This window comes from Candidatus Rhodoblastus alkanivorans (assembly GCF_022760755.1).
Taxonomy (GTDB): domain Bacteria; phylum Pseudomonadota; class Alphaproteobacteria; order Rhizobiales; family Beijerinckiaceae; genus Rhodoblastus; species Rhodoblastus alkanivorans.
The window spans coordinates 1105636-1127113 of record NZ_JAIVFP010000001.1 but is presented as its reverse complement, the minus strand read 5'-3'; the positions used below and the strand labels follow the sequence as shown (position 1 = coordinate 1127113).

The window sequence follows — 21478 nt, the reverse complement described above, 5'->3', positions numbered from 1 at the left end:
CGTCAGTCGATCTTGTGCGCCGTCCAGCGGCCGCCGCAGAAATCGGTGTTGGACGACCAGGGGCCGGAGGCCCTATCGCCCTTGACGGCGCCGTCGGCGCGCAGGACATGGTCGCCCTGGGTGAGGCGGACGACGACGGTGTTCGTGTCGTCGATATAGCCCCAGGCCTGGACGCCTTGCGCACCGACGCCAACGACGCGGTTATCCTTGACCGTCACCACCGATTGGGCCGTGCGCTGGCAATTGCCGACGGTGGTCTCGGCGTCGACGCTCCAGCGCCCGTCATGACTCGACTGGGCGGCGGCGGAAAAGGACGATAGCAGAAGCAAACCAGCGGCAAGGAATTTCGCGCGCACGGACCGAACTCCCGGGGCAGCAGCCATAAACGGAACGGGGGTTCGGTCGCATGCTTCGCGCCAAATGCAAAGCATCATATGCTTCACCCGGCGCGAAATTTTCCCGGGCGCCGCAAAAAAGTCACGCCGCCTGCAAAGCCTCGCGCAATTGCGTCAGCACATCGGCGCCGACGAAGATAAAATTGCGGACGCCGGCCGCGCGCCATTGCGTCTCCATCTCGCCGGGACGCCCGGCGAGATAAAGATGCGCCCCGGCCTCGGCGAGGGCTTTTGCCGCCTCCAGTCCTCTCTCGGCATAGACCGTGTCGGAGGAGCACAGCACCGCGAGCTTGGCGCCGCTGGCCTTGAAACCCTCGGCGAGCGCGGCCCCGTCGGCGAAGCCGTCATTGCCGAGCGCCTCAATGCCGCCCGCCTCGAAGAAATTCTTGGCGAAAGTGGCGCGGGCAGTAAAGGCCGCGACCGGACCGAGATTGGCGAGGAAAATTTTCGGCCGCGAAGAATGCGACTCAGCCAGGTCGCGCAAGGCCTCGAAAGGCTCCGCGACGCGATGCGGCGCCAGCGCCTTTTCGCCCGCCGCAGGCGCAGCCGGCGCGGGCAAAAGCACAGCGACCTGTTTCTCGTGGATGTCGGGAAATTCGCTGACGCCGGTCAGCGCCTCCTTGCGGCGCGCGACATTGGTCGTCCTGCTTTCCGCCGTCCTCGCCACCTCCGCCTGAAAGGCGCCGCTTTCGAGCGCCCTGGGCAGGCCCCCGGTTTTCTCGACATCCTGGAACAGGGCATAGGAGCGCTCGACCAAAGCATCGGTCAAAGCCTCGAGCCCCCCGGCGCCCGCGGCGGGGTCGGCGACCTTGCCGAGATTGGACTCTTCCAGAAGCACCAGCTGGGTGTTGCGGGCGAGGCGGCGGGCGAAGGCGTCTGGCAGGCCGAGCGCCTGGGTGAAGGGCAGGACCGAGACCGAATCGGCGCCACCGAGCCCGGCCGAGAACACCGCGACAGTGGCGCGCAGCAGGTTCACCCAGGGATCGCGCCGCGTCATCATCCGCCACGCGGTTTCGGCATGGATGCGGATGGGCTTCGCTTCGAGGCCGCAGGCGCGCTCGATCCCCGCCCACTGCCGGCGCAAAGCGCGGAACTTGGCGATGGTCAAAAATTCGTCGGCGTCGGCGGCGAGGCGGAATTCGATCATTTTTCTCGCGTCGTCGAGATCGACGTCGGCCGCTTCCAGCGCCCGGAGCGCGGCGAGGGCGGAGGCCAGCGCAAAGGCCAGTTCCTGGGCGGGCGAGCCGCCGGCGGCATGGACCACGCGGCCGTCGGCGCAGATCAGGTTTTTGGCAAAGCCTTTTGCGGCGAGATTTTTCGCCTGTTCCGCGAGTTTCGGCCCCTCCCGGCTCCAGTCGAGCGCGGAGCCGCGCGCTCCCGCCGCGCCGATCGGATCGAGCCCGACGGAAATGTCGAGTTTTGCGGGATCATAGCCGCGCGCGGCGACGAGATCGAGCAGAGCCGCGACCGGCGCCTGCCCTTCGGCCGGGAGGTCGAGCACGACGCGCAGGCCGGCGTCGAGATGAACGCCATCGAGCGCCGCGCCTAAAGCCGCGCTGTCCTTGAGGCCGAAGCCGCAGGCGCCGAGCGAGCCGGCAAAGACGATCTGCAGCCCGTCGGCGCCGTTTTCGAGATCGGTCAGGGCGAGGTCATTGGCGGCGGCGGCCTCGGGATGGTCGAGGCGGGCGACAACCGACCAGTCGCCCGCGGCGCGGAAGGCGCGGGGCTTCCCGGCTGCGCGAGGATAGAGCGGCTGGACGTCCGAACCATCATAGGTCCTGCCAACGAGCTTCTGCAGCGGCGCCCCTTTGAGGGTGGCTTCAACCTTCTGGCGCCATTGCTCCTTGGATGCGGCGGGGAAGGCGTCGGTGAAGGGCGCGGCTTGCTCGGTCGCTGCCATGCTTGGTCTCCTGAAGCGTTTGAGCCCTTTTGCCATTTTGCGCGCTGCGGCGCCAGATGTCCTTTGTCGAAGGCGCGGGCCGCCGGAGAAGGCGATGGCGGTCCCCGCCGCGCCTGTGGCATGTTGCGCGAAATTACGGAAGAGGCTTCCCATGAGCGAATTGCAATCCATAGCGGACCGCAGGCCTTGGCGCTTTCACGTCCCGCACGGCCATCTCAACTCGGTTTTCGGCGACGACTGGTTCGCGCTCAGGGCCGAGGCCTTCGCCCGCTTCTTCGGCACGCCCACCTTTCTGATCGCGCAGACCGTGATTGTCATGGCCTGGATAGGAATCAATCTCGCGGGCTGGACCAAATTCGACGTCTATCCCTTCATCCTGCTCAACCTCGCCTTTTCGCTCCAGGCCGCCTATGCGGCGCCGCTGATCCTGCTGGCGCAGACAAGGCAGGCGGATCGCGACAAGGCTCATAGCGAGGCCGACGCCCTGCATCGCGAGGAACTTCACAAGGTCAGCGACGAACGCCAGCAGGAAATGCACCGGCAGTCCTGTCTCCTGGTCGATATGATGGCCCAGAACAACAAATTGACCGAACAGATCAATAATCTGGCGCAGCAGAACATCGCCTTGACCGGCGCCGTCCATGAGCTGGCGGAGCGCATCGAGGCCCTGACCGTCGATCTCCGCGACCGTCTGTCGGCGGCGAAGGCCTGAAGGGCGTCGCAGCCGAGCCCCGGTGTCGCAAAACAACGCCCGGCCGTGGCGGGCCGGCTGAATTTGGATCAGGAGGAGTTCGCCGTGAGCGATTCGCAGAAATTGTCCGGAGGGCATTACTGGCGCTTTCACGTCCCCCACGCCCATCTCAACTCCGTCTTCGGCGACGACTGGTTCGCACTCAAAGCCGAGGGCTTCGCCCGCTTCTTCGGCACGCCGACCTTTCTGATCGGGCAGTCCGTCATCGTCGTGGCCTGGATGGGAATAAATCTCGCCGGCTGGACCCATTTCGACATCTATCCCTTCATCCTGCTCAATCTCGCCTTTTCTCTCCAGGCCGCTTATGCGGCGCCGCTGATCCTGCTGGCGCAGACAAGGCAGGCCGACCGCGACAAGGCGCATAGCGAGGCCGACGCCCTGCATCGCGAGGAACTCCACAAGATCAGCGAGGACCGCCAGGAGGAGATGCGCAAGCAGACCTGCCTCCTAGTCGAAATGCTGGAGCTGAACAACAAATTGACCGAGCGGATCAACGAACTGGCGCAGCACAACATCGCTTTGACCCACAACGTCTATCAATTGGGGGAGCGCATCGAAGCGCTGACCGTCGAGGCGCGCGACCGCGTGGCGGCAAAGAGCTAGAGCATATTCCCAAAAAGTTGCAGACTTTTTGGATAAGAATATGCGTTAAAACAATGAGCCAGAGCATTTTCCGTTCGTTCCGAATCGGAAGAATGCTCTTCTGTAACGGGCCTCGGTTAGTCAATCCCGTTTTGCGCTATCCTCTCGCCGGGTCACTCTTCTGTCCGTGGTCGGCGCATGGCCGCCACCTGATGGGATTAGATGAGGATGAGGCCGGCCAATCTAGTTGCGCGTGGTCGTTGCCGCCACGGAGCATTCCACGGTCTGACCTCGTCCATCGTCCCGGCGAAGGGACTTCGCTTCGGGAAGGCTGGTGTTGCGACCCGCCCGAAAACTGTTTCTCGTATCCTCCTATGCGGACGCAGGCCTGAGCGCGCCGGCCGGCTCGCCTGCGAACGGGGTTCCATCGACCCACATCCGGTGCAGGATGACGCCGAGCTTGCGCGCCAGCGCCACCTTCGCCTTTTTCATTCCCGCCCGCCTGGCCAATTTCATCGCCCAGCTTTTCAGCGTGCTCGCTCCCTTGATCGGCCGCGTCAGAATAATATGAGCGGCCTCGTAAAGAGCCGTGCGCACCGAGGCGTCGCCGATCTTGCTGATCCGGCCGCTGATGTCCTTTTCGCCGGACTGATATTTCTTTGGCGTCAGTCCAAAATGCGGCCCCACCTGTTTGGAGGACTTGAACCGGCCGGGATCGTCGATCGCCGCGACATAGGTCAGCCCCACGACGACGCCGACGCCTGGCGCCGACATCAATAGCCGCCACCCGCTTGTCATCGCGCGCCATCGTCCGCACGCGCTTCTCAAACCCCTTCAACTCACGCAGCAAAACCTCATGCGCCGCCAGCAGCGCCCTGGCGACGGTCTCCAATGTCGCATGGCCCGCGACCAGTTCCTCAATCCGGCCGCCGAACCGGTTTGGCTTCGTCGCCCCGACCTTAAGGCCAAAACCGCGCAATATTCCGCGCAGGCTCATCTCCATGTCGATCAGCTTCGACTGGACCAGTTTGCGCGCGGTCAGCAAAGCGCGAACCTCCTGCGCCGACATCGACTTGCAGTGAACCGAACGGAACCAGCCAAGCCGCATCAATTGCGCAATCCCGCGCCCGTCCTTGCGGTCGGTTTTGACCGGCATCGCCTTGAAGGCGTCGCGCACATGGCGCGTCTCCAAAAGCTCCACCGCCAAGCCTGCCTTTTTCATCGCCGCGTAAAGCCATTGCGACAACGGACCCGCCTCCAGTCCGATCCGGGAAAGCCCAACACCAAGCCCGCCAAACCATGCGATCAACATTTCAGGCTCGCTCAGTGAAATAGCCCCGTAAGTCGCCGGACAGGCACTCCCACTTCGCTAAGAGGTAGGAGTAATGTGGTGTTTATGACTGGTGACAATCCGAAGAGTGAGGTCCTGCCGGGCCGAGAACGACGGCGTCGGCGCACGTCGGCGGAGAAATTGGCGATCATTGCCGAGACGATGGAGCCGGGCATGACGGTTAGCCTTGTCGCGCGCCGTCACGGCATCGCCCCCAATCAGCTGTTCACCTGGCGGCGGCTGGCGAACCAAGGCGCCCTGACCGCGACGCAGGCCGAGGAGGACGTCGTTCCGGCGTCCGCCTACAGGGCTTTGGTCGACCAGGTGCGCGAACTGCAGCGCCTGCTCGGCAAGAAGTCGATGGAGGCCGAAATCCTCAAAGAGGCGCTTGAAGTCGCCGTAGGCTCAAAAAAACGGATGTTGCGGTCGTTGTCGCTGCCGACGCTCAATCCACGGGACGGTTCGCGATGAAGGCCGTCTGCGAAACCCTCGGCGTCGCCCGCTCGAATGTCGCCGCGCGCATTGCCGGCGGCGCGGCCAAACGCATGGGCCGACCGCCCCTGCCGGAAGACGATCTGCTCTGCGAGATCAAGGGGATCATCGCCGAACAGCCGTCCTGGGGCTACGCCCGCGTGTGGGCCGACCTGCGCCGCAAAAGACGCGCCGAGGGCGCGGCGCCGGTCAACCGCAAGCGGGTTTATCGGGTGATGAGGGCGCACGGCCTGTTGCTTCAACGTCATGCCGGCGGCGGCGAAAACCGCCGGCATGACGGCAAGATCGCCGTTCTGCGCTCCAACCTGCGTTGGTGTTCCGACGGCTTCGAGATCGCTTGCGACAATGCCGAAAAAGTCCGCGTCGCCTTCGCGCTTGATTGCTGCGACCGGGAAGCCCTCGGCCATGTCGCCACGACGGCGGGCGTCAAGGGCGAGGACATCCGCGACCTGATGGTCAGCGCCGTCGAATATCGCTTTGGCCCGGTCAATCGCCTGCCCAGCCCGATCGAATGGCTGACCGACAACGGGTCTTGCTACATCGCTGGCGACACGAAACATTTTGCCCGCGAAATCGGCCTTGAGCCGCTGACCACGCCGGTCGAAAGCCCCCAATCGAATGGAATGGCCGAAGCCTTCGTCCGCACGATCAAACGCGATTACGCGCGCGTGTCGCCACTGCCGGACGCCGAAACCGTGATCCGCTTGCTGCCGTCGTGGTTCGAGCATTACAACACACGCCATCCGCATCGCGCGCTTGGCTATCGTTCACCCCGCGAGTTCATCGCGGATCGCTTGGCCGCCGAAGCCGGAGAGTGTCTGTCCGAAACTTAAGGGGCTACAACACTCAGCACTTTCGCCTCGCGCACGATCCGGCCGTCAGAATCGACCACGCAAACGCTCGACGCTTCCAATGAGACATCAATTCCAGCATAATAATCCATGGTCGTCCCTCAATGATGTTTGGAGCAGGTCAAAGCCCGACTCCGTTGTTCACACCATCATTTTGAAGGACGACCACCTCTTCCCGCCAGACCGCATTGGCGGCGGCCCGTTACCCCATCTAGGTCGTCTCTTGATCAGATGGAGCCGGCGCTTCGCATCCGCTCGAAGGCCGCCCTAAATCCCCGATCGCCGTGCGTTTTCCAAAGGTCCCATTCTCGCCGCCTTTCTGGGCGATCACCCATGTTTGAAAAAGGCGCGTGCGATTTACCTTTGATTAATCTCGTGGGCGCTTGCTGCGTTGCAGCACCCCGGTTGCGGCGAGGGAATGAAAAGTGCGGCGGAAGTTCAAACTCTTGCGGGCGGCGGCGGCCGTTCTGGTTCTGGTCACGGCGCCGGGAAGCGCGGCGTTCGCCGGCGACGGATTCAATTTCAGTTTCGGCGGCGTCGGCGCCCTGTTCGGTGGCGGGCAGGAGCAAAGGGCCTATAATGTCGCAATTTTCGTCGCCTCGACCCGCCGGGGCGGCGATCGTTCGAACGAACTCACGCCCGGCGCCAAGGCGCGCTATGCGCTCGATTTCATTTCCGTTCCGCCCGACCACAAGCCGGGCGCCATCGAACGGCCGGCCTTCGGCGGCGCCAATCCCGAACATCATTTCGTGGTGAGCCGGCAGAGCGACCTCGACGCCTCCGCCTTCCGCGAGCAGCTCGCGGCGCAGCTTTCGGGACGGATCGGCGTCAATCGCGACGTGCTGGTCTATGTCCATGGCTTCAACACCTCGCTCGACGACGCCCGCTTCCGGCTGGCGCAGATCGTGGTGGACACCAGATTCGGCGGCGTCCCGGTTCTGTTCACCTGGCCCTCCAAGGCGCAGCTTCTGGCCTATGGCGCGGACAAGGAAAGCGCCATGGCCTCGCGCGACGCCTGCCGCAAACTGCTGGAAACGATCGCGGCGACGCCTGGCGTCGGGCGCGTCCAGATCATCGCCCATTCCATGGGAACCTGGCTGACGATGGAGGCTCTGAACGAAGCGGCTCTTTCCGGTTCGCCCGACCTGCACGGCAAGCTCGGCAATGTCATGCTGGCGGCGCCGGACATCGATCTCTCGGTGTTTCGCCAGCAACTCGAACCGCTCGATCCTTCCCATTTTTCGGTCTATGTCTCCAAGAACGACCGCGCATTGCAGCTTTCGGCGAGCCTTCAGGGCGACCGCCGCCTCGGCTCGCTCGATCCCGGTTCGGACCACGACCGCGAGCTGATCCAGAACCTCGGCGTCGGCGTTTACGACATATCAAGCCTCTCCACCAATTTCATCGGCCATGACGTTTACGCCGACGCGCCGCAGGTCGTGCGCCAGATCGGAGCGCGGATCGAAAAGCCGCGCCCGGCCGACGCCAACGTGCAGAGCGTGATCGACGCCGGCGCCGACCGCACACCGCGCCCGCCGCCCGGCCAGATCACCACCGAAGCCCTGCCGCCGCCCGCCGCTTCGTCGGCGCCGGCCGCCGGATCGGTCCAGACCGCCGCGCCGGTCGAGGCCGCCGCGCAGAAATAGGGAAAAGATCAGCGCGCCAGCGCCGCCAAAGGCAGCAGGAGCGCGAGCATCTGCGCCGCGCAGGCGCGGCGGTAAAGGGTGAGCGCCCGGCGGATGTCGGCGGCATCGAGCGCGGCGCGGCCGTCGCCCATGTAAACGTCGTCCACCGCCATGCCGCCATAGACACGCGGGCCAGCGAGTTTGAAGCCGAGCGCGCCGGCCATCGCCGCCTCCGGCCAGCCGGCGTTGGGCGAGCGATGTTTTGGCGCGTCGCGCCGGACCGCGGTCCAGGCGTCGCGCCACTCCGCGCCGCGGGTAAAGGCGGCGGCGAGGATGAGCCACAGAACCGCCAGCCGCGAGGCGGGCAGATTGATGAGATCGTCGAAACGCGCCGCCGCCCAGCCGAATTCGAGATAACGCGCATTTTTGTGGCCGATCATCGAATCTGCGGTATTGACCGCCTTGTAGAGCGCGCCGCCCTTCAGGCCGAAGGCTGCGATCCACAGGGCCGGGGCGACCACGCCGTCGGAAAAATTCTCCGCCAGACTTTCCACCGCCGCGCGCGCGACGCCGGCGGCGTCGAGCGCGGCGACGTCACGGCCGACGATCTTCGCCACCTTGGCGCGCCCGCCTTCGAGCCCTTCACGCTCCAGGGCCTCGGCCACGGCCGCGACATGGTCGTGCAGGCTGCGCTGGGCGACGAGCGACGACGCGACGACAGCGAGCAAAAGGAAGCCGAACCCGTTTTTCGGCGTCCAGTCGGTCACAATGCCGGCGGCCAGCACGCTCGCCGCGAGCGTGACGAGAAGCGCCAGCACGCCCGCCGCCTTGCGCGCATCGTCGGGCAAATCCGCCCGGTTGAGCATTTGCTCCAGCCGCGCGATAAGGGCGCCGATCCAGTTCACCGGATGGCGGATGGCCTCGTAAACCGGCGCAGGATAGCCGAAAAGGGCTTCGACGAGCAGCGCGGCGAAGGCCAGCTCAAGGGAATAGGCGGAGAACATGAGCGATGGGGCGATTCGTTCTGACGTGGGCGCGCTAGCCTATCACGGCGGCGGGCTCACCGCCGCGCGCCGCCTGTTCCCCCATGCGCCGGAACCCTGGCTCGATCTCTCCACCGGGATCAATCCGACGCCCTATCCCTTCACGCCGCCGGACATGAAGGCTTACGCCCGCCTGCCCGAAGCCGAACGCATCGCGGCGCTGGAAGAGGCGGCGGCGCAAAGCTTTGGAGCCGATCCGGCGGCGGGAATCGTGGCCGCCCCGGGGACGCAGGCGCTGATCCAGCTCCTTCCGCGCGTCGTCGGCGCGAAGAAAATCGCCGTATTGGGCTTCACTTATTCGGAACACGCCCGCGTCTGGGCCGCGAGCGGCGCCGAGGTCACAACCTGCCGAAAGCTCGACGAACTGGCAGGCGCCGACGCCGCTATCGTCGTCAATCCGAACAATCCGGACGGCCGCCTGTGCGACGCGGGCGCGCTGAACGCCCTCGCCCATGACATGGGGATGCGCGGCAGAAGCCTGATCGTGGACGAGGCTTTCATGGACTTCCTGCCGCGCGAAAACAGTGTCGCGCCGCTGCCCCCGGCGCCGGGCCTGATCGTCTTGCGGTCCTTCGGCAAGACTTTTGGCCTTGCCGGCCTGCGGCTGGGCTTCGCCCTCGGCGACCGCGCCCCGGTCGAGCGCATGCGCGCCGCGCTCGGCCCCTGGGCGGTGAGCGGGGTCGCGGTCGAAATCGGGATCGAGACCTATCAGGATGACGCCTGGTTGACCGAAAGCGCCGCGCGCCTCGCGGAAGATTGCGCCCGGCTCGACGCGCTCCTGCGCGGCGCCGGGTTCGAAATCCTCGGCGGAACGCCGCTGTTCCGCCTGGCGCGCCATGACACGGCGCGCGAGATTTTCCTGCGCCTGTGCGATGCGGGCGTGCTGACCCGACCCTTCGCGGAAAGGCCGGACTGGCTGCGCTTCGGCGCGCCTGACGGCGACGCCGATTTCGGAAGGCTCGCCGATGTCCTGGCGTCCATCCACAAAGCAAATCCATAGCACGGCGCCGTCATCGCGAGAGCAGCAGAGCAATCCAACTCAGAGCGAGCCTGCGCAACAGCAGGGGCGTTCGCCTAAACTTCGGCTTCGAGTCTGTCAAAACCCTTGAGCCGGTAGATGGCGATCGAAATCAGCCAGCTTGCGATGAAGAGACCGATGATGCCATAGCCGAGCAGGCCGAAGTTATCGTTGAGCACGCCGACGGCGTCCCAGAAGGCCCCGTGCAGCTCCAATTTGTTGCCGATCAAACCCAAAGTCTCGATCCCACCCACAGCGAGGGCGACGAGAACCGAAACCGCCGTGATGGTGAGGTTGTAATAGATTTTGCGCACCGGCTTCATATAGGCCCAACCATAGGCGCCGAGCATAAGGGCGCCGTCGGCGCTGTCGACGAGCGACATGCCGGCGGTGAACAGGACCGGAAAGACCAGCAGATTCGCGAAAGACGCGCCATTGGCGGCCTGGGTCGCGGAAATGCCGAACAAAGCCACTTCGGTCGCCGTGTCGAAGCCGAGGCCGAACAGCAAGCCGACGAAATAGAGATGCCAGCTTTTGCGCACCATGGCGAAGACCGGGCGGAACAGGCGGGACAGAAAGCCGCGCTGGTTGAGCAGGAGGTCGAAATCCTCGTCCGAGACTCTTTCGCCGCGCCGCAAGGCCTGAAAACTCTTCCAGACCGACAGGAAGACCAGAAGGTTGAACAAAGCCAGCAGAAGCAGGAACAAAGCCGAGGCGCTGGTTCCGATGACGGAGCCGATGGATTTGAACTGCGCGAAATGCGCGCTGATCGTCGCCGTCGCGAAGCCGACGGCGATCGACAGCAGAGCAACGACGGTCGAATGGCCGAGCGAGAAGAACAGGCCGACCGCGACCGGCCTCTGGCCTTCCTGCATCAATTTGCGGGTGGAATTATCGATCGCCGCAATATGGTCGGCGTCCACCGCATGGCGCAGGCCGAGCGAAAAAGCCAGCACCGCCGAGCCCAGCAGCACGGGGCGATCGTGAAAAACCGCCAGAGCCCAGGCCCATGCGGCGACATTGGCGAACACGAGCCCGCCGAACAAAAGATAAAGTTTTTGGCGCAGCGGCCCGCGCCCTGCGAAGAATTGGGAAAGACCCTGCATAACACCCTCGTATGCGCCGGTATGTTCGCCGGCCCCTATGGGACGACGGCGACGGCAGGTCTCCTGGCTCGCGGGTCTAACGCTTCAACCGACCTTCCCAGATCGCTCCAGTGGTCAAAATGGCAAAAGCTCGCCGCTGACAGTTGCGGGGGCAGCCGGGGATTTTCACCCCGTTCCCTATTCTTCCCGAAGGAACCGTCGCGCGAATGTTGTAACGGAGCCGAAGCTCTTGCGCAAATCCGCGAACAGGCGATTGCCCATTTGTCTTGCCAGACGCGAAGGACTAAGCTTGGCCCAATGTTCCGACGGGGAGGACGCCATGCGTCCGCTCGCCCGCCCTCCTCGCCGCCGCGCTCTGCCTCGGCGCGGGGGCTGCACGGGCCGATTGTTACGATGTGTTCGGCTGCACCGACCGCAATTTTTTTCGCGCCCAAGACCTGTATGACGGACCAAATTGCGAATTCCTCTATGTGATGCGCAATTCGATCTACAAGGAGCACGGCTATTGCTTCACGACGCCGCGCGCCATCCGGACCTTCGGCAACGCCGGCTGCCGCTATGACGACGTGCGCGACGTCCCGCTCAATCGTTTCGAGCGCGCCAATGTCCCGACCATTCAAGCGGTCGAGCGCGGCAAGGGCTGCTCGCGCTGAGGCCAGGCTCACGCCTGCTTTCGCGCCTCGTTCGCGGTGATCGCCTGGAGCATCTGTTCCGAGAAAGACTGCACCGCGCCCGGCGCATGGGAGATGAACAAGGTGTTGGTCTTGTCCTGTTCGCCGATCGCTTTGAGCGTGTCGAAATATTGGGTCACCAGCACGAGCTGCATGACCTCCTTGGCGCTGGCGTCGCCGACCGATTTCTGGAACTCCTCGATCGAACCGCGCAGGCCGTCGATGATCGCCTTGCGCTGATTGGCGATGCCCTGGCCTTGCAGCGCCTTGCTCTCGGCTTCGGCCTCGGCCTTTTTCACGACCAGAATCTTGTCGGCCTCGCCGCGCGCCGCCGCCGCGACCTGCTCGCGCTGGGCGGCGTTGATGTCGTTCATCGCCGATTTGACCTTGGCGTCGGGAATAATGTCGGTGACCAGGACATTGACGATTTCATAGCCGAACCCGGCCATATCGACGTCGAGCTCATGCTTGACCGCCGCGGCTATGCTCGATTGGCTGGCGAAAACCTCGTCGAGCATCATACCGGGCACATGGCCGAGCACGACCTGTTCGACATAGGACTGAATCTGCGCCTGGGGATCGGCCAAGGCGTAATAAGCCTCATAGGCCTTTTCCGGCCGCACCCGGGTCTGGACGGAGATCGGAATGGTGACGAAGACATTGTCTTTCGTCTTGGTCTCCATGGTCAGCGACAATTGTTCGACGCGCAGGCTCAACCTTCCGTCGACCTTGTCGATGAAGGGAACCTTCCAGTTCAATCCGGCCTGGGCGACCCGCAAATAGCGGTTGAAGCGGGTGATGACCGCGACCTGCGCGGTCTGGACGGTGAAAAAGCTCCCCAAAGCCGCCATCAACGCCAAAAAGGCGACGACGGAGACCAGAAAGGAAAACACATATTCCATAAGCGCGTCCCCCGACCCGTTTGCGAGAGGGCAAACCGGCAGGACACTACATGCTGAATCTTACACAGCCTTTACCTGAACAGCCGACAGCCGGCTTTTCTCACGGCGCGCCAAATAAAATATGCTCGGAACGCGTCAGCGCCTCACGACCATGACTTCGAAACCGCTCGGTCCGACCGACCAGGAGACGACCCAGCTTACGATGGTGACCACCAGCGAAGCCAGGATCGCCGCGCCAAAACCACTGACGACGAAACCGTCAAGCAGATGCGCGACAAGCTCGATCATCAGACCGTTAACGACCAGAAGGAACAGCCCGAGGGTCAGAATCGTGATCGGGAGGGTGAGGACGATCAGGACCGGCCGGACGATGGCGTTGGCGATTCCGAGCAAAATCGCCGCCAAAACCAGGGTTTCGGTCGAATTGAAACCAATCCCCGGGACAATGCGCGAAGCCACCCAGAGACCGAGCGCAACGATGGCGGCGCGAAGCAGAAATCCGATCATGACAGCCTCCGGACGTCCCTTAGATAGGACGCCGGAGCGAAGACGCCAGGGCCGAGTTCAAGTCCGTGGGAAAGCGCCGCCCGCGAGCGCCGCGGGCGGCGCTCCGGATTACAGGGACGCCACGGCCTCCAGCGGTCCGCGCCCGCGCTTGGCGAAAATCTTGTTCAGCGCCGAGACATAGGCGCGCGCCGAGGCGACCAGAGTGTCCGGATCGGCGCCCCGGCCGGAGACGACATTGCCGTCTTCCGACAGGCGCACGGTGACTTCAGCCTGCGCGTCCGTGCCTTCGGTGACCGCATGGACCTGATAGAGCTCCAGCCTGGCGTCATGCGGCGTCAAGGCGTGAATGGCGTTGAAGATCGCGTCCACCGGGCCGTTTCCCGTCGCCTGATGGGTCTTCAACTCGCCGTCGACGTCCAGCGTCAGGGCCGCCTTCTGCGGTCCCTTGGTGCCGGCGACAACGGTCAATTCGACCACCTTGATCCGTTCATGAGCGTTGGCGATCTCGTCATCGACCAGAGCGACGATGTCCTCGTCATAGACAATCTTCTTGCGGTCGGCCAAATCCTTGAAGCGGGTGAAGGCGATTTCCAGCCCATTCTCGCCCAGGTCATAGCCCAGCTCCTTCAGCTTTTCCCTGAAGGCGTGACGGCCGGAATGCTTGCCCATCACCAGCGAGGTCTTCTGCACGCCGACCGATTCCGGCGTCATGATCTCGTAAGTATGGGCGTTCTTCAGCATGCCGTCCTGGTGAATGCCGCTTTCATGGGCGAAGGCGTTCCGGCCGACGATGGCCTTGTTGTATTGCACCGGGAAGGAGGTCACCGCCGACACCAGCTTTGACGCACGAGTCAGCAGCTTCGTGTCGATGTTGTTGACATAGGGCAGCGTGTCGGCGCGGGTGCGCATCGCCATGACGATTTCTTCCAGCGCCGCATTGCCCGCGCGCTCGCCGATGCCGTTGATCGTGCATTCGATCTGACGCGCGCCGCCCTTGACCCCGGCGATGGAATTGGCGACGGCCAGACCCAGATCATTGTGGCAATGGACCGAAAAGATCGCCTTGTCGGCATTGGGCACGCGCGAACGCACCATTTCGAACAGAGCGCGATATTCGTCCGGCGTGGTATAGCCGACGGTGTCGGGAATGTTGATGGTGGTCGCGCCGGCGTCGATCGCGGTCTCGACCGCGCGACACAGGAAATCGTGCTCGGTGCGGGTGCCGTCCTCCGCCGACCATTCGACGAATTCGACGTGATTACGCGCCCGCGTCACCGAAGAGGCGATCAGTTCCAGAACCTTTTCCGGCTCCATCTGCAGCTTGTATTTCATATGGACCGGCGAGGTCGAAATGAAGGTGTGGATGCGCGGAACGCGCGCATGGCGCACCGCCTCGGCGCAACGGTCGACGTCTTTGACGGAAGCGCGCGACAGGCCGCAGACGGAAGCGTTCTTCACCCGGCGGGCGATTTCGGCGACGGAGTCGAAATCGCCCTGCGAGGCGATCGGAAAGCCCGCCTCCATGATATCGACGCCCAAAGCGTCGAGAACATCGGCGACTTCCAGCTTTTCCTCGAAGGTCATCGAGGCGCCGGGGCATTGCTCGCCATCGCGCAAAGTGGTGTCGAAAATGAAGACGCGGTCCTGGTTGGACGGCGGTTGAGTAGAATTCTGCTCGGTCATCGGCTTTTCCTGACGATTGACGCCCCTTGGCTCTTCCGCATCGTCCGTTCTGTTGCGCTTGACGGCGTGCGGCGCCGGGGCCGGTAAAGGCTTGCGGCGAAATCACCCCTGAGCGCCCAGGCGACGCCCGGCCGGCCCTCAGGGGTTGCTAAGGAGAAGAAGAAGCGTCGAGCGCAAATTTCCGGCGAGCGCGCGCGCCGACGCCGCCGGGCGAAAAGCGCCGGCTTTCATCGTCAGCATCTGGTCAGCGTCAAAGGACACGGGCGGCTCTAAACTTGGACGAACAATTCTAATAACGGGATTTCGCGCCTTTTGGCAAGACCTTCGGCGTTTTTCCCGCGCGAGCGGCGCCTTGCGCCTGCGCGCTGTGTAACGCATGTTTCAGCGCGGAAGGGAGGCCGCGTCATGCGCGTTCTGATCGTCGATGACCATCCGGTCGTCGTTTCCGGCTGCAAGGCCCTGCTTTCGGCCGAGCCGGACATGGAAGTCTTCGACGCCTGTGACGCCGAATCGGGCCTTGCCGCCTATGGCGCGCAAGCGCCGGACGTTGCGGTGATCGACATCAACCTGCCCGGCGTGTCGGGCTTCGAACTCGCGACCCGCGTCCTCGCCCAGGACCCGGCGGCGCGCATCGTCATGTTCAGCATGAACGACGACCCGGCCTTCGCCGCCCGCGCCATCAAGGTCGGCGCCAAGGGCTATGTCGCCAAGAACGACGATCCTTCCCTTTTCGTCGCCGCCCTGCGAAAAGTCTGGGCCGGCGGGACCTATCTGCCCGGCGATCTGGCGCAGAAAATGGCCTTCGCCCAATTCGACAAGAAGCTGGCGCAGCTTTCGCAGCGTGAGCTCGAAATCGTGCGCCTGCTCGCCGCCGGCGAAACCATGGGCGCCATCGCCGACAAGCTCGGCGTCTCCTACAAGACGATCGCGAATAATTGCACCGCGCTGAAAACCAAGCTCGGCGCGCGCACCTCGATGGATCTGATGCGGGCGGCGCTCGAAGCGCAGAAGTCCTGACGAAAAGAGCGATTTTCCGCCGCGTGGACGGAAAATCGCTCGTCAGCCGGGCATGTTTCGGAACAAACCTTCGTGTCCCTGGGAGGACCCGCCTTTCTTAACATTGGCCGTCCATCCCGCACAGTTCAAACAATCCCGGGATTTTCGGGAAATTTTCCCCTACTTCCGCGAAAGGCGGCCTCGCCCATTAAGCGGGTTTCGCAAATGCCGCCGATGGTTTATTCGCCCCCGACGGGCGCCGGAACAGCCCGTCGAGGACCGGATTTTGGACGAGATAGAAGTCATCATTCCCAATCTGAGCTTCCGCTATTCGGGCGGCACCGCGGTCAACCGCACGATCGCGCCGCTGATCGCTCGGAAGCGCGACGCCGTCTGGTTCGGCCCCGACGCGCCGGAGGGCATTGCCCGCCTCTCCATTCTCGACCTGCTGCGTCTGCGCTTCCAACCGCCAAAGCGCCACCGCGCCCGCATCTGGCACGCGCGCCGCAATGACGAAATGGTTGTCGGCCTGCTGCTCAAATGGCTCGGCTGGCGCTTCGCGCTCATTTTCAATTCGGCCGGCCAGCGCCGCCATACCGCCTTCACCCGGTTCCTGATCGCGCGGATGGACGAGATCATCGCCACCAGCGAGATTTCGGCGTCTTTCCTCGAACGCCCGGCGACCGTCATCCATCACGGCATCGATCTCGACGCCTACAAGCCGCCGCAGGATCGCGCCGCCGCCTTCGCCGCGACGGGCCTGCCGGGCAAATATGGGATCGGCGTCTTCGGCCGGGTGCGCAAGCAGAAGGGCATCGACCTTTTCGTCGCCGCCATGCTGCGGCTGCTGCCGAAATATCCCGATTTCACCGCCGTCATCGTCGGCCTGATCACGGTGGACAACGCGCCTTTCGTGGACAGGCTGAAAGCGGATATCGCCGCCGCCGGCCTTTCGCACCGCATCCGCTTTCTCGGCGAATTGCCGATTCAAGAGGTGCCGGCGTGGTACCAGCGCATTTCGATCTATGTTTTCGCCTCGCGGGTCGAGGGTTTCGGCCTGACCATGCTGGAGGCGATGGCGGCGGGCAATGCGGTGGTGGCGACCCGCGCCGGCGCGGCGGAACTGGTGATCGAGGACGGCGTGACCGGGGTGCTGGCCCCGACCGGCGACGTGGACGCCCTGTCCGCCTCGATCGAGCCGCTGATGCGCGAGCCTGAAAGGATCGAAGGGATCGGCGAACGGGCGCGGGCGCGGGTGATGGACGCCTTCAACCGCGACCGCGAGGTCGCGGAAATCATCGGCGTCTATCGGAAAATCTGGGCGGATGAATAAAGCCGCCGGGAGGCGGCGGAGCCGAAAGGCGGAAATTGGAAAAAGTGGAAATTGGAAAAAGTGGAAATTGCGCCGGTTGATTTTTCTGCCCAACGGATGTTCTCGTTTTGTTTCATGTGAAACAATTTTTTCGCGCAGCGGTCGGGCGCTCTCGGCTAATGCTTTGAAAAGGCCGTGGAAATTACGGCGTGCGGCATGGCGGATTTGGTCGCCACAACCTTTGATTGCGTGATTCGACCGGTGTGGAAAAAAGCCGGAAACGGCTCATATTCTCATCGGAATCGCGCGATTTCGGTGTGAAAACCGTTGCTTTTTCACTTTTTTCCGCACACTCCACAACCACGGCGTGCAGGCCCCAGCGCTTTCGGGCGCCGATGGCCTGGGGGTCAGGCGTAGGGCTGTTCCGGCGTCTTGCCGAACAGGCGCTTGAACTTGGCCGAGAGATGATGGCGCAGCATGGCGATGCGGCGGTCGCCTTCGGACGTCACCCAGTTGAACTGGATGACCCGGCGCTCGCCCTCGAACGGCTTGTGGCCGTGCCAGGAATTGTCCGACCTCTTGAAGGCGAGCAGAGTGCCGGCGGCGGGCGGGACCTCCATGATCGGATCGTCCAGACCGGCGTTGGATTTGAGCAGCCTCAACCGTCCGCCGGCATGTTCCCATTCCGGATTCATATAGATCAGCAGGGTGAGGATCTTGCTCTTGGTGTCGGTATGGATGCGGCCGTCCCTGGCGCTGCAGCGGCCGCGCACAGTGATGGTGTGGGGCCGCCCGGTCAGATCGACGTCGAATTTCTCGGCGAAGGCGGCGCGGAATTCGTCGCTCGCCATCTCATCGAGGAAATTCTGGAAGGCCGGGCCGAAGGAAAGCTGGGCGACCGGAAAACTGCCGCTCTCGCCGATCTTCGGATAGTCGCGATTGATCTCGGCGCAGGCTTCCGGGTTGAGGAAATTGGGGACGGCGAGGAACTCGAACGGCTCGCGGGTCAGGGGCGTCGCCCGGAAAGCGTCCAGATTCATGCTGCGCAACGTCATCGCATCGGCTCCGGCTGGCTGTAATCTTTGGGCCCTGGCGGAGCCACGGCTTATAGGCTTGCGTCGAAAACCTGTCAAAACGTCCGCACCGCCGCGCTCATGGCGGGCGAACGCGATCAGAAGGACGCTGCTTCGCTTTCTTCCAGTTCCTCCTCGGCCGTTTTCGGCTCGAAGCGTCCGTATAATTGCGCCAGGGCGGGCAGGACGAGCAGATTGAGGGCCATCGAGGTGATCAGGCCGCCGAGAATCACCATGGCCATCGGGCCTTCGATTTCGCGGCCGGGCGCGTTCATGCCGACGGCGAGCGGCAGCAGCCCGAGCCCGGTAACGAAGGAGGTGATCAGGATCGGCGACAGCCGGTCGGAAGCGCCGGCGATGGCGGTTTCCGGCCCCCATCGCCGTCCCTCGACTTCGACCAGATGGGCGAAATGGGAGATCATGATCATGGAATTGCGCAAGGTGATGCCGCACAAAGTCACGAAGCCGACGAGCGAGCCGAGCGACAGGACCCCGCCGGACAGGAAAGCCGCGAAAAGTCCGCCCACCAGCGCGAAGGGAAGATTGACCAGGACCAGCAGAAGGTTGCGCCAGTTCCGGGTGACGATCGACAGCAGAATGACGATGCCGAGCGCGGCGAACAGAGCTTTGACGGCGAGGTCGCGCCGCGCCTGCGCCTGCCCCTCGGCCGCGCCCGAAAATTCGATATAGACGCCTTTCGGCGGCTTGACCGCGGCGTCGAGCCGCGCCTTGGCTTCGTCCACGAAGGCCGACAAGGCGCGGCCTTCGACATCCGCCGTCACCGTTTGCAGGCGCCGCCCGCCTTGGTGCTGGATGCGGTAATAGCCGGAAGTCGGCTCGATGTCGGCCACCAGCCGCAAGGGAATATAGGCGCCGTCGCGCGCCCGCACCGGCAGGCCGCCGAGCGCCGCGACGCCGTCCTGCCTGGACGGCGCCAGTTTGACGATGAGGTTGTAGACGCGGTCGCCTTCATAGGTCTGTCCGGCCACCACGCCTTGAGAGGCCGCGCTCACGGTATCGAGGACCGTCATCGGATCGACGCCCCAGCGGGTGAGGCTTGCGCGGCGCAGCTTGATCGCGAGTTGCGGCAGGCCCGGCGGCGACTGGATCTCGACCGAGGCCGCGCCCGGAACCTGCCGCAGAATGTCGAAGACTTTTCGCGCCGTCGCGTCGATGGCGTCGAGATCCTCGCCGAAGACATTGACGGCGAAAGGCGCCGCATAGCCGGAAAAAGTCTCGTCGATGCGCTCGGTCAGGAAGGTGTTGACCGAGATCGCCACCCCGGGAAAATCCGAAAGGGCCTTGAGGATTTCGGGCTTGGCCGTCTCGGCTCCGGCGCCCGTCGTCTTTCTCAGGACGACCTCGAACTCGCTTTGATGCACGCCATGGGTGTCGGCGGTCAGTTCGGCCCGGCCGGCGCGCTGCGAGATGACGCCGACGATCGGGAGCTTTTCCAGCGCCGCCGTCACCCGCGCGCCCATGCGCATGGATTCGCCCAGCGACGTGCCGGGCGTCGCCGTCATATGGACGACGAAATGGCCTTCGTGAAGTTCCGGCAGGAAAGTCGCGCCGAACAGGGGCAGGAGCGAAAGTCCCGCGAGAGTCGCCGCCACCGAGACCCCGACCGCCAGAAGCGGCGCGCGGGCGACGCGGCGCAGGATCGATTCATAGACGCGCCGGCTCCAGACCATCGCCGGCGGCTCGCGCTCCTGGGTGTGATGCCGCAGGAGGACGAGGGCGAGCGCCGGGGTCACGCTGATGGCGACGATGAGCGAGGCGAGGACGGCGGCGATATAGGTCGTCGCCAGCGGCCCGAACATGCGGCCGCCGACGCCGGAAATGGTCGCGACCGGCAGGAACACCAGTATGACCGCGAAGGTCGCGTAAATGACGGCGCTGCGGACTTCCAGCGTCGCCTCCAGCACGACGCGCGCGGCGGGAAGGGGATCGGCGCGCCGGCCGTTGTCGCGCAGCCGCCGCGTGACGTTCTCGACGACGACGACGGCATCGTCGACGACTTCGCCGAGCGCGATCGCGAGGCCGCCGAGGGTGATGGTGTTGAGGGTGATCCCGGCCCGTTGCAGGACGGCGACGGCGGCGAGCAGCGACAGGGGAATCGCGGTGCAGCAGATCGCCGCCGTGCGCAGATCGTACAGGAACAGGAACAGGACGATCACCACCAGCACGGCGCCGATGAGCAGCGCCGAACGCAGATTGGCGGTGGCGGTGGCGATGAAGTCGGCGGGGCGAAACAGCCGGTCGTGCAGCGTGACGCCTTCGCGCGCGAGCGCCGGGCGCAAGGCGGCGAAGGCCTTGTCGAGGTTCCGGGTCACTTCGAGCGTGTTCGCGCCATATTGCTCGGTGACGTTCATGACCACGGCTGGCTCGCCCATGACCGCGCCGCCGCCGATGCTCGGCTCCGGGGCGGCGACCACGTCGGCGACGTCGCCGATGGTCACGCTGACGCCGGCGTGGCGGGCGAGAACGACGTTGGCAAGCTCGTCCGGGGTGATGGACTGGCCCTCCGGCTGGATGAGGATGCGCTGGTTGGGCGTGCCGAGGAAGCCCGCGCCGCGCACGCCCGCCGCCTGCCGCGCGGCGGCCAGGACGTCGTCCATCCCGAGGCCGAAACGGATCAATTTGTCGGGATGAACGAGAATTTGCGTCGATCTGGTCTGGCCGCCGAAAATTTCGACGTCGGCGACGCCGGGAACCGCCGTGAGCGCCGGCGTGATCGTCCATTTGGCGATCGACGTCAGCCGCATCAAAGTCTGACGCGACGAGGTCAGGCCGGCGACGACCGCGAATTCGGTCGAGGTGGTGAGGGGCGTCATGACCGGCGCCTTGACGCCATTCGGCAATTGCCCCGCGACCTGGGTCAGACGCTCCGCCACCAATTGCCGGTCGAGATGAATGTCGGTCTCGGGATCGAAAAAGACCGTGATGACCGACAGGCCCTGAATCGAATTCGACACCAGTCTTTTCTGTCCCGCCGCGCCCTCGACGGCGGCTTCGATGGGGCGGGTGACCAGGCTTTCGACCTGTTGCGGCGACAGGCCCGGCGCCTCGGTCTGGATGCTGACTTCCGGCGGCGCGAATTCGGGAAAGACGTCATAGGTCGCGTGGCCCAGGGCGTAAAAGCCATAGGCGACGAACAAGGCGGCGAGGCCGATGACGACGCCGCGAAAGCGCAGGGCGAAGCGGATGACGGCCGCCTGCGGGCCCGTGACGCGCGCCATGG

At 64.4% G+C, this 21478-nt stretch carries 17 protein-coding genes, 1 pseudogene and 1 riboswitch; of the genes and pseudogenes, 8 read left to right on the top strand and 10 right to left on the bottom strand.

Annotation, left to right across the window (positions count from 1 at the left end; translation table 11 throughout):
* Positions 1 to 2: 2 nt before the first annotated feature.
* Entirely contained in the window at positions 3 to 356 is a 354-nt protein-coding gene (locus K2U94_RS05115) for a hypothetical protein (protein WP_243066181.1), read from the bottom strand.
* 121 nt (positions 357 to 477) lie between these two features.
* Complete coding sequence (locus K2U94_RS05110; RefSeq protein WP_243066180.1) at positions 478 to 2295, bottom strand: methylmalonyl-CoA mutase family protein; 1818 nt, start codon at positions 2293 to 2295, stop codon at positions 478 to 480.
* Positions 2296 to 2446: 151 nt separating this feature from the next.
* Here K2U94_RS05110 and K2U94_RS05105 point away from each other — a divergent pair, with 151 nt between their 5' ends.
* On the top strand, positions 2447 to 3007 hold the full coding sequence (locus K2U94_RS05105; protein ID WP_243066179.1) for a DUF1003 domain-containing protein: 561 nt from the start codon (positions 2447 to 2449) through the stop codon (positions 3005 to 3007).
* Between the two features lie 84 nt (positions 3008 to 3091).
* Positions 3092 to 3649, top strand: a complete 558-nt coding sequence (locus tag K2U94_RS05100; RefSeq protein WP_243066178.1) for a DUF1003 domain-containing protein — start codon at positions 3092 to 3094, stop codon at positions 3647 to 3649.
* A 351-nt stretch (positions 3650 to 4000) separates the two neighbouring features.
* Here the strand turns inward: K2U94_RS05100 and K2U94_RS05095 are convergent.
* Positions 4001 to 4952: pseudogene (locus K2U94_RS05095) on the bottom strand (IS110 family RNA-guided transposase); the annotation flags it as partial.
* A 72-nt stretch (positions 4953 to 5024) separates the two neighbouring features.
* Between K2U94_RS05095 and K2U94_RS05090 the strand changes: the two are divergent.
* Positions 5025 to 6283, top strand: a protein-coding gene (locus K2U94_RS05090) for an IS3 family transposase (protein WP_243065398.1) whose coding sequence is annotated in 2 segments (ribosomal slippage) — positions 5025 to 5364 and positions 5364 to 6283 — 1260 coding nt in all. Because the reading frame shifts where the segments join, the coding sequence is not laid out codon by codon here.
* A 443-nt stretch (positions 6284 to 6726) separates the two neighbouring features.
* Entirely contained in the window at positions 6727 to 7947 is a 1221-nt protein-coding gene (locus K2U94_RS05080; RefSeq protein ID WP_243066177.1) for an alpha/beta hydrolase, read from the top strand.
* A gap of 8 nt (positions 7948 to 7955) precedes the next feature.
* Here K2U94_RS05080 and cbiB read toward each other — a convergent pair whose 3' ends face one another.
* Positions 7956 to 8930 carry an adenosylcobinamide-phosphate synthase CbiB gene (gene cbiB, locus K2U94_RS05075; protein WP_243066176.1) on the bottom strand — a complete coding sequence of 325 codons (975 nt, stop codon included), beginning with the start codon at positions 8928 to 8930 and terminating at the stop codon, positions 7956 to 7958.
* On the opposite strand from cbiB, the gene cobD reads away from it, so the two are divergent.
* Positions 8929 to 9969, top strand: a complete 1041-nt coding sequence (gene cobD, locus K2U94_RS05070; protein WP_243066175.1) for a threonine-phosphate decarboxylase CobD — start codon at positions 8929 to 8931, stop codon at positions 9967 to 9969. The genes cbiB and cobD overlap by 2 nt on opposite strands.
* A gap of 74 nt (positions 9970 to 10043) precedes the next feature.
* Here cobD and K2U94_RS05065 read toward each other — a convergent pair whose 3' ends face one another.
* Positions 10044 to 11093: a HoxN/HupN/NixA family nickel/cobalt transporter gene (locus tag K2U94_RS05065; protein ID WP_243066174.1), complete on the bottom strand. Its 1050-nt coding sequence runs from the start codon at positions 11091 to 11093 to the stop codon at positions 10044 to 10046.
* Positions 11094 to 11129: 36 nt separating this feature from the next.
* A riboswitch (cobalamin riboswitch) is annotated at positions 11130 to 11308 on the bottom strand.
* A gap of 180 nt (positions 11309 to 11488) precedes the next feature.
* On the opposite strand from K2U94_RS05065, the gene K2U94_RS05060 reads away from it, so the two are divergent.
* Positions 11489 to 11746 (top strand): YARHG domain-containing protein, encoded by a 258-nt coding sequence (locus K2U94_RS05060; protein ID WP_243066173.1) that lies wholly within the window; start codon positions 11489 to 11491, stop codon positions 11744 to 11746.
* 8 nt (positions 11747 to 11754) lie between these two features.
* Here the strand turns inward: K2U94_RS05060 and K2U94_RS05055 are convergent, their stop codons facing one another.
* The 3 genes from K2U94_RS05055 to K2U94_RS05045 all read right to left on the bottom strand — a co-directional run bounded on the left by K2U94_RS05055 (position 11755) and on the right by K2U94_RS05045 (position 14856).
* Positions 11755 to 12666, bottom strand: coding sequence for an SPFH domain-containing protein (locus tag K2U94_RS05055; protein ID WP_243066172.1), 912 nt, complete (start codon positions 12664 to 12666; stop codon positions 11755 to 11757).
* A 135-nt stretch (positions 12667 to 12801) separates the two neighbouring features.
* Entirely contained in the window at positions 12802 to 13173 is a 372-nt protein-coding gene (locus K2U94_RS05050) for a phage holin family protein (RefSeq protein WP_243066171.1), read from the bottom strand.
* Between the two features lie 108 nt (positions 13174 to 13281).
* Positions 13282 to 14856, bottom strand: coding sequence for a 2-isopropylmalate synthase (locus K2U94_RS05045; protein ID WP_243066170.1), 1575 nt, complete (start codon positions 14854 to 14856; stop codon positions 13282 to 13284).
* 405 nt (positions 14857 to 15261) lie between these two features.
* On the opposite strand from K2U94_RS05045, the gene K2U94_RS05040 reads away from it, so the two are divergent.
* Together K2U94_RS05040 and K2U94_RS05035 are read left to right on the top strand one after the other, a co-directional pair.
* Positions 15262 to 15873 carry a response regulator transcription factor gene (locus tag K2U94_RS05040; RefSeq protein WP_243066169.1) on the top strand — a complete coding sequence of 204 codons (612 nt, stop codon included), beginning with the start codon at positions 15262 to 15264 and terminating at the stop codon, positions 15871 to 15873.
* A 265-nt stretch (positions 15874 to 16138) separates the two neighbouring features.
* The gene (locus K2U94_RS05035) at positions 16139 to 17185 is read left to right on the top strand and encodes a glycosyltransferase family 4 protein (RefSeq protein ID WP_243066168.1); all 1047 of its coding nucleotides are present in this window, start codon (positions 16139 to 16141) and stop codon (positions 17183 to 17185) included.
* Between the two features lie 386 nt (positions 17186 to 17571).
* Here the strand turns inward: K2U94_RS05035 and K2U94_RS05030 are convergent, their stop codons facing one another.
* Together K2U94_RS05030 and K2U94_RS05025 are read right to left on the bottom strand one after the other, a co-directional pair.
* The gene (locus K2U94_RS05030) at positions 17572 to 18219 is read right to left on the bottom strand and encodes a 2OG-Fe(II) oxygenase family protein (RefSeq protein WP_243066167.1); all 648 of its coding nucleotides are present in this window, start codon (positions 18217 to 18219) and stop codon (positions 17572 to 17574) included.
* Between the two features lie 116 nt (positions 18220 to 18335).
* A complete protein-coding gene (locus K2U94_RS05025; RefSeq protein ID WP_243066166.1) occupies positions 18336 to 21476 on the bottom strand; it encodes an efflux RND transporter permease subunit in 3141 nt (1046 codons plus the stop codon).
* Positions 21477 to 21478 lie beyond the last annotated feature (2 nt).